Annotated in this window: 11 protein-coding genes; 2 read left to right on the forward strand and 9 right to left on the reverse strand. The window is 39.1% G+C overall.

Features of this window, described 5'->3' with window-relative positions; genetic code table 11:
• Window positions 1-30 precede the first annotated feature (30 nt).
• From prmC to JHE06_RS08860, 3 genes are all read right to left on the reverse strand, one after another.
• Window positions 31-876: a peptide chain release factor N(5)-glutamine methyltransferase gene (prmC, locus tag JHE06_RS08850; protein WP_201088552.1), complete on the reverse strand. Its 846-nt coding sequence runs from the start codon at window positions 874-876 to the stop codon at window positions 31-33.
• A complete protein-coding gene (prfA, locus tag JHE06_RS08855; RefSeq protein ID WP_058918992.1) occupies window positions 866-1,942 on the reverse strand; it encodes a peptide chain release factor 1 in 1,077 nt (358 codons plus the stop codon). The genes prmC and prfA overlap by 11 nt, the downstream gene beginning before the upstream one ends.
• Window positions 1,943-2,009: 67 nt before the next feature.
• Window positions 2,010-2,597 carry a thymidine kinase gene (locus JHE06_RS08860; RefSeq protein ID WP_058918993.1) on the reverse strand — a complete coding sequence of 196 codons (588 nt, stop codon included), beginning with the start codon at window positions 2,595-2,597 and terminating at the stop codon, window positions 2,010-2,012.
• Between the two features lie 335 nt (window positions 2,598-2,932).
• On the opposite strand from JHE06_RS08860, the gene JHE06_RS08865 reads away from it, so the two are divergent.
• Window positions 2,933-4,282 carry a Mur ligase family protein gene (locus JHE06_RS08865; protein WP_201088553.1) on the forward strand — a complete coding sequence of 450 codons (1,350 nt, stop codon included), beginning with the start codon at window positions 2,933-2,935 and terminating at the stop codon, window positions 4,280-4,282.
• Between the two features lies 1 nt (window position 4,283).
• Window positions 4,284-4,961, forward strand: a complete 678-nt coding sequence (locus JHE06_RS08870; RefSeq protein WP_058918995.1) for a type 1 glutamine amidotransferase — start codon at window positions 4,284-4,286, stop codon at window positions 4,959-4,961.
• 59 nt (window positions 4,962-5,020) lie between these two features.
• Here the strand turns inward: JHE06_RS08870 and manA are convergent, their stop codons facing one another.
• The 6 genes from manA to JHE06_RS08900 all read right to left on the reverse strand — a co-directional run bounded on the left by manA (window position 5,021) and on the right by JHE06_RS08900 (window position 13,453).
• Window positions 5,021-5,977, reverse strand: a complete 957-nt coding sequence (manA, locus tag JHE06_RS08875) for a mannose-6-phosphate isomerase, class I (RefSeq protein WP_201088554.1) — start codon at window positions 5,975-5,977, stop codon at window positions 5,021-5,023.
• Window positions 5,978-6,059: 82 nt separating this feature from the next.
• Window positions 6,060-7,079 carry a serine hydrolase domain-containing protein gene (locus JHE06_RS08880; RefSeq protein ID WP_058918997.1) on the reverse strand — a complete coding sequence of 340 codons (1,020 nt, stop codon included), beginning with the start codon at window positions 7,077-7,079 and terminating at the stop codon, window positions 6,060-6,062.
• Between the two features lie 333 nt (window positions 7,080-7,412).
• Window positions 7,413-8,267: a VOC family protein gene (locus JHE06_RS08885; RefSeq protein ID WP_197408995.1), complete on the reverse strand. Its 855-nt coding sequence runs from the start codon at window positions 8,265-8,267 to the stop codon at window positions 7,413-7,415.
• A 115-nt stretch (window positions 8,268-8,382) separates the two neighbouring features.
• Window positions 8,383-9,576, reverse strand: a complete 1,194-nt coding sequence (locus JHE06_RS08890; protein ID WP_201088555.1) for a GNAT family N-acetyltransferase — start codon at window positions 9,574-9,576, stop codon at window positions 8,383-8,385.
• Between the two features lie 305 nt (window positions 9,577-9,881).
• A complete protein-coding gene (locus tag JHE06_RS08895; protein WP_201088556.1) occupies window positions 9,882-11,732 on the reverse strand; it encodes an ABC transporter ATP-binding protein in 1,851 nt (616 codons plus the stop codon).
• Window positions 11,732-13,453, reverse strand: a complete 1,722-nt coding sequence (locus JHE06_RS08900; RefSeq protein WP_058919001.1) for an ABC transporter ATP-binding protein — start codon at window positions 13,451-13,453, stop codon at window positions 11,732-11,734. The genes JHE06_RS08895 and JHE06_RS08900 overlap by 1 nt, the downstream gene beginning before the upstream one ends.
• Between the last annotated feature and the right edge of the window lie 2 nt (window positions 13,454-13,455).

Raw genomic sequence — 13,455 nt, forward strand, 5'->3', positions numbered from 1 at the left:
ATTATGCACAATCTGTGACAACTAGCTGTTTTACGCCAAGAGAACTTGGACCAAACGATCTTGACCACTCATGTCTTTCTTAATCGTGATGTCCGCATTTGGAAAAGCCGTTTTAAAAATAGCTTTGACTGCTGCTCCTTGTCTAAATCCTATTTCTAAAAAAATTTGTCCCGTAGGTTTTAAAACAGCTGGAATTTCCTCAGCCAATCTTTGATAAATAGCCAGACCATGATTTTCAGCAAATAAAGCCATTTTAGGTTCATGAGTTAAAACGGATTTATCCATATACACCTGCTCCTCTTCAGCAATGTACGGCGGATTAGAAATCACCACATCAAATTGCTGATTTTTTACTGGAGCCGTTAAATCTCCTGTCAATAACTGGACATCTGCTCCTAAGGCAACAGCATTTTCTTTGGCGACCGCTAAAGCCTTCGCTGACAAATCAACAGCTGTTACATCATCTTGCGGTCGTTCTTTTTTGATTGTGATCGCAATAACTCCCGTTCCCGTGCCAATATCCAATACCTTTAACGGACGCTCAGGTGCTTGGTGCAAAAAGATATCCACGATTTCCTCTGTTTCAGGACGCGGAATCAATGTGTCCGCGGTTACTTTAAACCGATAATTATAAAACCATTCATAGCCTAAAAGATGCTGGATAGGAATCCCTTGGCTATGCTGGGTAACATCTGCTATTAATTGTTGTTTTATCTCTTCTGGGATTTGTTCATTCAACTGTAAAATAAAATCTGTTTTTGTCCAGTCCAAACGTCCTCTCAGCAACAACTCAGCTGCAATACCTTCGTGACCAGAATCTTCTAAAAAAGAAGAAGCCCATTTCAGGACCTCTCGGTAGGTTTCATTAATTTTCATGTTGCAGTTGCTCCATCTTTTCTGTTTGGTCATGCAATACCAAAGCATCAATGATTTCATCCAATTTTCCATTTAAAATTTGCTCTAATTTTTGGATGGTCAGCCCGATTCGGTGATCTGTCACACGACTTTGCGGGAAATTGTATGTCCGAATCCGTTCAGAACGGTCTCCGGTTCCAATGGCTGATTTTCGTTCAGCATCGATTTCATTTTGAGCAATATTATGGATATGATCGTATACACGTGCACGCAAGACTTTCATCGCTTTTTCACGGTTTTGGATCTGTGAACGGCCATCTTGCATCGCAACAGTAATCCCAGTTGGTAAATGCGTCAATCGAACAGCTGAAGCGGTTTTGTTGACGTGTTGTCCACCAGCTCCGCTGGCATGGTAAATATCTGTCCGAATGTCTTTGTCTGCAATGTTCAATTCTACTTCTTCGGCTTCAGGCATAACGACTACTGTTGCAGTTGAAGTATGGATACGGCCTTGAGATTCTGTTGACGGAACACGTTGTACGCGGTGTGCGCCATTCTCATACTTTAATTTCGAATAAACGTTCTCGCCAGTGATCATCAAGGTAACTTCTTTATAGCCGCCTATTCCCGTTACATTCGCATCTAAAACTTCTGTTCTCCAGCCTTGTGCATCCGCATATTTTTGGTACATCCCGAATAAGTCACCAGCAAACAAAGCTGCTTCATCGCCGCCAGCTGCTCCTCGAATTTCCATGATGATATTGCGGTCATCATTTTCATCTTTAGGAAGCATCAAAACTTTCATTTTTTCTTCTATTTGTACTTTTTCAGTTTTTAAATCGGCTAATTCTTCTTTAGCCATTTCGGTCATTTCGGAATCTGTAGTTTCTCCTAAAAGCTCTTCTGTGTCCGAAATATCTTTTTCGACTTCTTTATAGCGACGGTAAGTAGCAACCGTTTCGCGCAAACTTGCTTCTTCTTTGGTCAGTTTCATTAAACGTTTTGTATCACTCACGACTTCAGGATCGCTCAGTAATTCGTTTAGCTCTTCATAACGTCCTTCAACGCTTGCTAATCTATCAAACATAACTAGATGCTCCTTTTCTATTTTTATGATTTTCTGCCTATCTATTTTAGTTAAGGCGTTCTGAACTCTATTTTACCTCAATGGTGTCTAACGGCGGATTGAAATAGTGTTTTCGGCATACTGGAAAATAACTTTCATTTCCACCGATTTGAATTTGTTCTCCTGCATAAACAGGTTTGCCGTCAATCAAGCGCATGTTCATGATAGCTTTGCGGTGGCAGTACCAACAGATTGTTTTCATTTCTTCTATTTTATCTGCGTAAAGCAATAGATATTCTGATCCTTCGAACAATTCATTTTTAAAATCATTTTTCAATCCAAAGGCCATTACCGGAATGCCTAAGTTATCGACAATATGAGCCAATTGAAAAATGTGTTCTTTAGATAAAAATTGAGCTTCATCGATCAAAACACAAGCCGGTTCAAAATCCAGTTCTTTAACCGTTTGAAAAACATCTGTTTCGTTAAAAATAGCGATGCCTTCACGTCGCAAACCAATGCGGCTTGAAACCACACCTATTTCATCACGGTTATCCAGTCCGCTTGTCATAATGACGACTGGTTTATTTTGCTCTTCATAATTATAGGCAACTTTAAGAATTTCAATAGTTTTACCACTATTCATTGCGCCATATTTGAAAAAAAGTTGTGCCATATTTGCTTATCCTCTTTTCTTTCATAGGAATCTCTTAGAATTATACGGTAAATGCCCTGACTTTGCATTAAATTTATAAAAGAAAAACGGAATCTGCTTAATCGGATCGCTTACAAAAGATTTATTTAACTGCTTTTCTCTTGCCGCTTTTTGTTTTCCTATTGTTTTGGCTTCTTTCGTTTACTGTTCTTATTCTTGCTTTAAAGCCAGTAAATTGTTTAAATTTATCTATAGAATAGAACAAGTTAGTCAATTTTAATATTTTTTCAAAAAAATTATGCTAGAATGACAAAGTAGTATAAAAAAAGTAATTTCATTTATTGGAGGAAACTCGATTGAGTATACGTAACGCATTTGCCATTATGGTAGGAAAAACAACTAGATGGGGTCTCCACACATTTTTTAAAGGTGGAAGCAGTTATCCTGGAATGATCACTCAAAAACTTGATCCGACCGTTTTAGGCGCTTTATCAAAAGACTATGAAGTTGTTATTGTAACAGGAACAAACGGAAAGACTTTGACCACTGCTCTGACTTATCAAGTGTTAAAACAAAAACACCCAGATATTATTACAAATCCGACTGGTGCCAACATGCTGCAAGGAATCATTTCGACTTTTTTGCAACACCATTCTTACACTAAAAATGACAAGAAAAAAGTGGCGATTTTGGAAGTAGACGAAGCTAGCTTAGTGCACGTCACTAAATACGTCAAACCAAAAGCAATCGTTTTCACCAACGTTTTCCGCGACCAGATGGATCGTTATGGAGAAATTTACACTACGTATCAATTGATGGTAGATGGTGCAGCATTAGCGCCAGATGCTTTAATTGTCAGCAACGGCGACGCACCTATCTTTAATTCGAAAGAAACCGTTAATAAACGCGTTTATTTTGGCTTTGATCACTTACCAGATGGAGAAATGCAGGCTCATTATAATACTGATGGAGTTCTTTGTCCTCAATGCCATCATATTTTGCATTACAAGTTTATTTCTTACAGTAACTTAGGGAAGTACTACTGCCCGCATTGTGGGTTTAAACGTCCAGAATTAACTTATCGCATGACCGATATCATGAAAATGGACCATCAGTCTTCTCGTTTCGTGATCGATGGTGAACCTTTTGAAATTACGATCGGCGGTCAGTACAACATCTACAATGCTTTAGCAGCTTATAGTATTGGACGCATTTTCGATGTCACGCCTGATGAGATCCGCACAGGGTTTCAATCTGCCAAACGAGTTTTCGGCCGTCAAGAGATCATTAACATCGATGACAAAGAAATCACAGTCAACTTAGTCAAAAACCCGGTTGGTTTGAACCAAGTACTCGATATGATCGCTCGTGATCCTGAACCTTTTTCATTGGTTTCGATTTTAAACGCAAACGCTGCAGATGGAACCGATGTTAGCTGGATATGGGACGCAGATTATGAAAGCATCACGGATATGAATATCAAACAAATCACTGTCAGCGGCGAACGTGTTGAGGATATCAAAATTCGTTTAGAAGTCGCGGGTGTTCCTGAAGAAGATTTACAGGTCGTTCCTGGCATTGCTGATTTGATCACTAGTTTCAAAAATGCACCTACTAAGAAAATCCATGTATTAGCAACTTATACAGCTGTCTTGCAACTGCGTAAAGAACTTGCCAATCAGCATTATATTGAAGGAGGCATGTAAGATGGTTGAATTAAAAGTTTGTCATCTTTATGGAAATTTACTGAACACATATGGCGATAACGGCAATTTATTGATGCTCCAACACCGTGCCAAACAGCATGGCATTACTTTTGATACTGAAATCGTTAGTTTAGATCAGCCTTTTGATCCAGCTAAATACGATTTGGTTTTCTTTGGCGGCGGTCAAGATTTTGAGCAGCGTATCGTTTCAAAAGACTTGCAAAACAAAAAAGAAGACATCACAACTTATATTGAAAAAGATGGCGTAATGGTCGGCATTTGCGGCGGTTTCCAATTGTTAGGGCATTATTATGTCGATGCTGCCGGCAATAAAATCGAAGGCGCCGGTGCTTTAGATCACTACACACTCAATCAAGAAAACAATCGTTTCATTGGCGATATCGTGATTAAAAACGATGAGTTTGGTGAAACGTACAAAGGCTTTGAAAATCACAACGGCCGAACTTTCTTAGGTGAGAATGTCAAACCTTTGGGCATCGTTGAAATCGGACAAGGCAACAACGGCGAAGACAAAACGGAAGGTGCTCATTACAAACAAACGTATTGTTCTTATCTGCACGGACCGCTCTTGGTGCGCAACGTAACCTTAACAGACCGTATTTTAAAAGAAGCTGTTAAGAAACGCTTTCCGCAAGAAGCCGAAACGTTATTCACTTAACCAAAAACCACCGCTCTAAACGAAAAAAATCGTTTAGAGCGGTGGTTTTTTAATTTCTGTTAAAGGCTCGTTCCTGGTGTAGAGGCAATAATTTGCAAAGTGCCGTCAATTGACCAGTTTTTGATTTCATTTGGTAAAATGAAATGCGTTCCTTTGTGTAATGGGTAATCGCCTGCTTCAACTGACAGCGTTCCCTCGCCTTCTAAAACGCTCACTAATGTATAAGGTGCTGTAGCTTCAAATGCTGCTTTCCCTGTAATGTTCCATTGGTAAACATCAAAAAAATCAGTTTTTATATAACTTGTGATTTCAACATTTTCCAACTTTTCTGTTTTAATGTCTGATGCAGCATCGACATGCGGGACGGTCGTCACATCAACAGATTGTTGAATGTGCAATTCTCTTGGTTTTCCATCATCGCCTTTACGGTCGTAGTCATAAACACGATAAGTCGTATCACTGGATTGTTGAGTTTCCAGAATCATGATCCCAGCCCCGATGGCATGGATGGTTCCACTTGGTACAAAGAAAAAGTCGCCTTTTTTCACTTTGATGCGGCGCAACAAATCATTCCACTTGCCTTCACGAATCATTGTTTCCAATTCTTCTTTTGTTTGAGCATGATGCCCGTAAATGATTTCTGCTCCTTCATCGGCATCGATCACATACCAGCATTCCGTTTTCCCTAATTCACCTTCATGCGCCAAACCATAAGCATCGTCTGGATGAACTTGTACTGATAAATCATCGTTCGCGTCTAATATTTTAGTTAGTAATGGAAAAACGTCTCCTTTGGCATTGCCGAAAACATCGCGATGCTTTTCCCATACTTCCGCTAAGGTCATTCCTTGGTAAGGACCGTTCAGTATTGTACTCGGTCCGTTCGGATGAGCACTAATAGCCCAACATTCGCCGACTTTGTCACTGGGCAAATCATACCCGAAGACATCTTTTAATTTTGTACCGCCCCAAATCTTCTCTTGTAAAATAGCTTTCAGAAACAATGGTTCATTCATTTTTTAAAATTCCTCCCATGTGTATACTTCTCTATTATCTTACCATAGTTGAAAACGATTTTATATTGCTTTTCTGGAAAATTTAATTCATAGCTGCTTCTTTTTCTGAAAAATACGTATCGATCAATTGATCTCGTTTCTTGAGATACACCGGTGTATCACTAGTTGGATGAACGCGGTTAGATAAAAAGACAAAAGCTTCTTGTTTTTTTATATCCAGTAAAATAAACGTACCCGTAAAACCAGTATGAAAAAGGTAGCAGTCTTTCTTTCTGACTTTTAAATCCCAGCCTAAAGAGCGTTCTAATTTCCCATTTGGCGTCCAATCTTGTGACAATTGATCAACGGTTGATTCCTGCAAGATACGAATACCGTCTAACTGCCCTTTTTGAAGCAGCATCTGGCTAAAGCGCGAAACATCGTTCAACGTAGAAAACAACCCCGCACTGCCGCAATGATCGCCTAATACTAATGCTTTGGGGTCATGTACCACTCCTCTGATCACACCGCGATCCGGTTGTTTTTCTGTTGGAGCACATTGGGCCAGGTCTGCTGGATGAAAGGTTGAATACCGCAAATTTAGAGGCTGGATCACTCGCTTTTCAAAAACAGCACTTAGCGTTTCCTTTTCAATAACTTCAATAATATACCCTAATAAGATCATATTCGTATCGGTATACTTCGCTTCTATTCCGAAAGAGTCTTCCATTGGCACTCTCAATAAAGCTGCTTTTAATTCACTTGCTGATAAAGCATCCCGGTTGGGGATAAACCCATTTAAGGCCGAAGTGTGCGTCAGCAAATGGCGAATGGTTACCTGGCCAGCGCTAAAGTCAGGCAAGTAGGTCTGGACAGAATCTTCCAGTGACACTGTCCCGCTTTCCCATAACTGCAGAATAACGGTTGTCGTCAAGATAACTTTTGTTAACGAAGCAACATCGTATTGTTGGTTTTCTATAATCGATTCTTTATGAGGAATCACCGCTGCCAAACCCTCACGATACTGTTTGGTTTCCTGTTGCTTAATGAACGCATAACTCGCTCCAGGTAGTGTCTGATCTTCGATGTAGCGTTGGATCAATTTTCTAGTATTGCTGTACATTGCACTCTTCCTTTCTTTTAAATTGTTCTAATGTTATATCCATTATGGATGCTGTTGCAGCTTTTCACTTGCTTGAAGAAGCTACTATTATGTGCTTGTTTTTCATACTTACTGGTTCCGTCATTCAGAGTAATGCTCTTTCCTTATATAGCAGGCGTTCTTCTATCAAACAAATAACCTTCTAGCTTTAATTTGATCATAGCATAGAAGCTGTTTTCAAAGTAATGGTATTCTTATTCTTTCGATAATGTTGTTTTTTATTTCTGTCGTCTGCAGAGGTCAGAAAAAACACTAGACCCTAAAGGCTGCAGCCTTTAGGGTCTAGTGTTTAGATTATCCTTGTACGATTTTTAATGTAATTCCATTAGGATCTTCCAATGAAAGAACGTTTGCCGCTTCATCCAATTGGTAAGCGTACTGCTGTTCATCTAACGTTGCTTGAATACGTGTAAAGTCCTCTTTAACAGGGACTACGATCGTATAATAAGCCAAACCGCGAGTTCCTTTTTCAGCTGCTGGAATTCCTTTTCCAGCCCAAGTGTTTGCTCCGATTTGGTGGTGGTACTCACCTGCCGCGAAGAATTTTGCTTGAGCACCAAAATCAAATTTCAAATCAAAGCCCACTAAATTTTTATAAAAAGCTTCGGTCCTATCTAAATCAGCTACAAATAAGTGAACATGCCCCATAAAACTTCCTACAGGCAATCCGCTGAACGCTTTTTTGGCTTCAGCAATCACACCTTCTGCATCCATTGGCTCTGTTACGCCCGCAATTTGGCCATCGGCACGTATATCCCAGTCAGTCTTTGGTTTATCCCAGTAAATTTCAATCCCATTTCCTTCAGGATCATCCAAATAAAGAGCTTCACTATAACCGTGATCACTGGCACCAGTCAAAGGATAACCAGAAACGAGAATATGGTACAGCATCTCGCCTAGATCCTGTCGAGTAGGCAACAATAAAGCCAAATGATACAAACCTGTTGAACGAACATCAACATCGCCTGCGGGAACGGATTGCAGTGTCAAGAGAATGGTTTCATCTTCTTTTGCTCCAAAAGAAACTGCTGATGATGTTTCAGTTTTTATATCCATGCCAATAATAGTTTGATAGAACTGTTTCATGTCCTTTAAGTTTTCAACATTTAAAACGACTTCTCCAATATGCGTTTTTTCATTTAAGCTCATCATTTTTTAATTCCTTCCTTAGTTCACGTCATTTATCACACTTTTTTTCACTTACTTTTTATAAGTATAAATGAAAAAGACGTAGAATGCAAGAAGAACTGGAAATCGGTTTTAATTAAAAATAATCGTATAAAACAGGTACTCCTGCTGGTATGCGTTCTGCAAACTCTGCCAGTAGGTGCTTGTCTCCTAGGATTCGTTCGAAAAAGTGCAATTCTTCAATTGTGCGGTAGTTCATAAAAACTTGAGTCCAAGCTTGAATGGTTCCCGATAGGATCGATTCTTGAAATATTTCTTGCTCGTCTGTTATTTTTGTAACTTTCCTGTCTGTTAAATGCAATTCCACTTTCCAAACGCCTGTATTCCAGGAAGCCGCAGTATCTTCAACTTTCAAATAAAAGGTTTGAGGAGCCCGTTCTTTAAAAGGGTAAGCCATGAGAAATTGCTGAATATTTACGATTCGAGCCATCATAGAAGGAACCAGCTCTTGTTTGATTCTTGGATTCTCTAACAAGTAGGCCATTTTTTCATGTTCGCCCGTCTTATAACGATAGGTGTGAAAAGTAGCTTTATGCGAAGCTACAAAGTTCCATAATCCTTTAAAGGCTTCATGAGACAGATAAACCATTTCTTGCAATACAAAAGTTCCGACAGCTTGACCTTTAAAAGAATAGATCAAATAACCTTGTGCTTCCCCTTCTTCATCCAGATACAAAGCAACAGCAGAATCTTCTCGCGACATCATTAAAAATTCCCAATCCCACTCACTGCGCTTAAGCGGACCAACACTGGTTTCGTAACGCTCGGTATAAAGCGCTCTCATCGTTTCTTTTACATCTTCCCATTTGACACGGCGAACCATCCCTGGTGTCTTCTGAACTTTCGGTAATTCACTCACATCAATCGTATATTGAATATCATCGAAACATTGTTCATAGCCGTATTTTCGGTAAAAAGGATAAGAAAAAGGCGCTAAATAAGACAATAATTGGCCTTGTTCATTCATTTTTTCCAATGACAGCTTCATTAACTGAGCGATATCTCCGGCCCCTCTATTTTCAGGATAACTGGATACGAAACCGATGCCTCCCATAGAAAAAGGCTTTCCATGTAAATAAACTTCCATTGGACGGACAATGATTTGGCTCATTAATGTTTCATTTTGAAAGGCACCATAACAAGCTGAAACAGCACAAAGTTCCTTGAATTCTTTTTCACGCTTTTCTGTTTTTTCTAGATTAAAAGCATAGCAGGCTAACTCTAACATCTCTTCATTTTTTTCAAGCGTCATCGTTTTATACTCGGTCATTTTGTCTCCCTCATTTTCTTTGTTTTTTTCTTTTAGTTTAACACACTCTCTATTTCTCTTGCATCTTTAGCTTACTTCATGAAATGCTTTAACTTTCATCACAACTTCTTCACAATTTCCCACTATACTAAAGTCATACCAATAACAACCAACTTTTTTATTTTTTCTTTTACCTCCTCCAGGTTTAAAAGAAAACCTACCCTTTCCACCTTAGCTACTCCTGCTAAGGTGGTTTTTTGTGTGAAAAAATAAGCCTCTTTTGATAATAAAGTTATCAAAAGAGGCTTATTTATCCTTTTACTTCATTAGATAGCTGGTTGTTCAGCAAACTGACTATTATATAAGTCTGCGTAGAAACCGCCTTTTGCCATCAATTCATCGTGTGTGCCGGTTTCCATTACGTCTCCTTCATTCATGACAATAATGTTATCTGCATCGCGAATCGTTGATAAACGGTGAGCGACAACAAAGCTTGTTCTACCTTGTAATAATTTACGCATTGCTTTTTGAATCAAGACTTCTGTTCGTGTATCTACACTTGAAGTAGCTTCGTCTAGAATCAATATCTCTGGATCAACTAAGAAAGCCCGAGCAATGGTGATCAATTGACGTTGTCCAAGTGAGATGTTGCTGGCTTCTTCATTCAAGATAGTATCGTAACCAAGCGGCAATGTATGAACAAAGTCATCCACATGAGCAGCTTTCGTTGCTGCAGAAACACGAGATTCGTCTTTTCCATACTTTTCACTACCGTATTTGATATTATCAAGAATCGTTCCATTAAATAACCATGTATCTTGCAATACCATACTGAAATGTGAACGCAATTCCTCGCGCGTCATATCTCTGGTATCCACACCGTCCAACTTGATACTTCCGCCTTTAACATCGTAAAAACGTTCTAGCAAGTTGATCAAGGTCGATTTACCCGCACCTGTTGGTCCAACGATAGCAACCATTTGGCCTTCTTTGACATTCAAATTGAAGTCTTTCATCAACAATTCTTCATTGTCATCGCCATAACCAAATTGAACATGGTCAAAGGAAATCTTATAGGGCGAGTTTGGAATAGGAGTGACATTAGATTTTTCTTCTGTCATTTCTTCTTCATCCAGCACTTCAAAAACCCGTTCAGCAGAAGCAATCGTAGCTTGGATCGTATTTACCAAGTTTGCCATTTGGCTCATGGGTTGGCTGAATTGATTGGTGTATTGTAGAAAAGCTTGAACGTCACCTAGTGTCATTCCGCCATTGGCAACCTTAATTCCCCCAACTACAGCAACTAGCAAGTAACCTAAGTTTTTAACAAAGTTCATTAAAGGCATAACAAATCCTGAGAAGAATTGAGCTTTCCATGAAGATTGGTATAATTCTTCATTTTGTTTTTCAAACAGTTCAATTTCTGCTTCTTCACGGTTGTACGTTTTAACAATAACATGACCGGCATAAGTTTCTTCAATTTGGTCATTTAATAAGCCTAATTTTTTTTGTTGTGCAGCAAAAAGTTTTTGAGATCGTGGTGCTATTAAACTAATGACTAGTACGCTTAATGGGACTGTTATAAACGCGATCAATGTCATTTGCCAGCTGATGCTGAGCATCATATATAAAACAGCAAAGAACAATACAAAACTATTAACGAATTGGGTTAAAGTTTGTTGCAATGTGTTAGCAATGTTATCCATATCATTAACGGCACGTGACATGATGTCTCCGTTTGAGTGTGTGTCATAATAACTCATGGGTACTTTATTCATTTTATCTTTTAATTCTTTCCGCAAATCGTAAACCGTTCTTTGAGCTACACGCGTCATCGTGAACTGTTGGAAATATTGGAATACTGCAGATAAAACGTACAAAATGGCTACGGTTATTAAAACATTTTTAATCACATCAAAGTCAATGGGCAGCTTGTCAACAACCTGGCCGGCTTGTTGCATTTTAGCTCCAGCCATAACCCCTTTGAAAATTTCAGTCGTTGCTTCCCCTAAAATTTTCGGTGTTTTGGTTTGTAAAACAGTCGCTACGATCGCTAAGACAAATACTAAAGCAATCGCGAACAAGCGATTCGACATATAGCCGAGCAATCTTTTTAGTGTTCCCCAAAAGTTTTTAGCTTTACGTGCCTGCATTTTTGATGAGCCTGCGTTTTTCATTAAATTTCCTCCTCTCTCATTTGAGAGTTCATGATTTCTTGATAAGTTGCATTCGTTTCTTTTAATTCTTCGTGTGTTCCTTTACCAACGATTCGCCCGCCATCCATTACTAAGATAGTATCGGCGTTCATAACGGTACTGATCCGTTGAGCGATGACCATCACGACAGAATCTTTCGTTTCAGGCACTAAAGCATTTCTTAAAGCAGCGTCTGTTTTAAAGTCTAATGCTGAGAACGAATCATCAAACACTAAAATATCGGCTTTAGAAACAAGCGCACGTGCGATGCTTAAGCGTTGTTTTTGTCCACCTGAGAAGTTGCCTCCTCCTTGTTCCACATTGCTGTCTAAGCCATCTGGCAATTCTGATACAAAGTCTTTAGCTTGCGCTACTTCTAATGCATGCCAAATTTCTTCGTCGGTTGCATCAGGTTTACCGTATTGCATATTTGAACGGATCGTTCCTGTAAACAACACTGCTTTTTGTGGAGCATAACCAATCAGACTGCGTAAATCCTTTTGATTCATATCACGAATATCAACATTATTGATACGAATGCTGCCAGATTCAATATCATAAAAACGCGCAATCAAGTTAGCTAGAGTAGATTTACCCGAACCTGTTCCACCGATAACAGCCACCATTTCGCCTTTATTTCCTTTGAAGTCAATGTCTTCTAGGGCTAGTTGTTCGGCGCCTGTGTAACGAAAATCAACATGGTCAAATTCTAATGTTCCTTTATCAGCCATTTGAACTTTAACAGGTTTTTCTGGGTCTTTAACAGAACTTTCTGTTTCTAAGACTTCATTTATCCGAGCTGCAGATACTTGTGCTCTGGGAATGAAAATGAAAATCATTGATAACATCATAAAGCTCATAAGAATCTGCATAGCATAAGTCATAAATGTAATCAAGTTTCCTACTTCCATCAAGCCATCGCCAATGTAATGTCCGCCAAACCAGATAATTGAAATGTTGGTTGCACTAATGATCAACGTCATAACCGGCATCATGAAACTCATGATTGTATTAGCTTTGATCGAAGTATCTGCAAAATCTTTATTGGCTGCATCAAAACGTTTGATTTCTGAATCGTTACGGTTAAACGCACGGATAACGCGAATACCAGTCAATCCTTCACGGAACACTAAGTTCAACCGGTCCGTTTTGCTTTGCATTTTCTTAAAGTAAGGAACAGCAAAGTACATAATCGCAACCATAAATATTGCTAGAATAGGAAGAACATAAAGAAAAATACTGGCTAGTTTAGGCTCACGGTTGTAAGCCATCACTCCTGCTCCTGTTAACATGATCGGAGCCATGATCATCATTCTTAAAGCCATCATCGCTACCATTTGAACTTGTACAACGTCATTCGTTGTTCTGGTGATCAATGAAGACGTTCCTAACTCATCGATCGCATCATTTGAAAAATACGATACTTTCTTAAAAATACTGCTTCGAACATTTTTTCCTAGCAACTGAGACTGACGTGAAGCCAAGTAAACATTAGCCGTCGCTGCCGCCACACTTAATAAAGAAAACCCGAGCATTTTGATACCGACTGAAATAATGTAGTCAACATCTCCTGTCGCTACTCCGTTATCGATAATGTCTGCTGTTAAAGTTGGCAAGTATAAATCGCCGATAACTTGAATGACCATAAACAGGATTGCTCCAAATACCGCAAGACCGTTCATGCGTTTAGCTAATTTCATCATAG

Source organism: Carnobacterium sp. CS13 (assembly GCF_016653495.1).
Classification (GTDB): domain Bacteria; phylum Bacillota; class Bacilli; order Lactobacillales; family Carnobacteriaceae; genus Carnobacterium_A; species Carnobacterium_A antarcticum.

Excerpts from the sequence above, each read along its gene's own strand:
- prmC (WP_201088552.1), bottom strand. The coding sequence starts at position 876 with ATGAAAATTAATGAAACCTACCGAGAGGTCCTGAAATGGGCTTCTTCT.
- prfA (WP_058918992.1), bottom strand. The coding sequence starts at position 1,942 with ATGTTTGATAGATTAGCAAGCGTTGAAGGACGTTATGAAGAGCTAAAC.
- JHE06_RS08860 (WP_058918993.1), bottom strand. The coding sequence starts at position 2,597 with ATGGCACAACTTTTTTTCAAATATGGCGCAATGAATAGTGGTAAAACT.
- JHE06_RS08870 (WP_058918995.1), top strand. The coding sequence starts at position 4,284 with ATGGTTGAATTAAAAGTTTGTCATCTTTATGGAAATTTACTGAACACA.
- manA (WP_201088554.1), bottom strand. The coding sequence starts at position 5,977 with ATGAATGAACCATTGTTTCTGAAAGCTATTTTACAAGAGAAGATTTGG.
- JHE06_RS08880 (WP_058918997.1), bottom strand. The coding sequence starts at position 7,079 with ATGTACAGCAATACTAGAAAATTGATCCAACGCTACATCGAAGATCAG.
- JHE06_RS08885 (WP_197408995.1), bottom strand. The coding sequence starts at position 8,267 with ATGAGCTTAAATGAAAAAACGCATATTGGAGAAGTCGTTTTAAATGTT.
- JHE06_RS08890 (WP_201088555.1), bottom strand. The coding sequence starts at position 9,576 with ATGACCGAGTATAAAACGATGACGCTTGAAAAAAATGAAGAGATGTTA.
- JHE06_RS08895 (WP_201088556.1), bottom strand. The coding sequence starts at position 11,732 with ATGAAAAACGCAGGCTCATCAAAAATGCAGGCACGTAAAGCTAAAAAC.
- JHE06_RS08900 (WP_058919001.1), bottom strand. The coding sequence starts at position 13,453 with ATGATGAAATTAGCTAAACGCATGAACGGTCTTGCGGTATTTGGAGCA.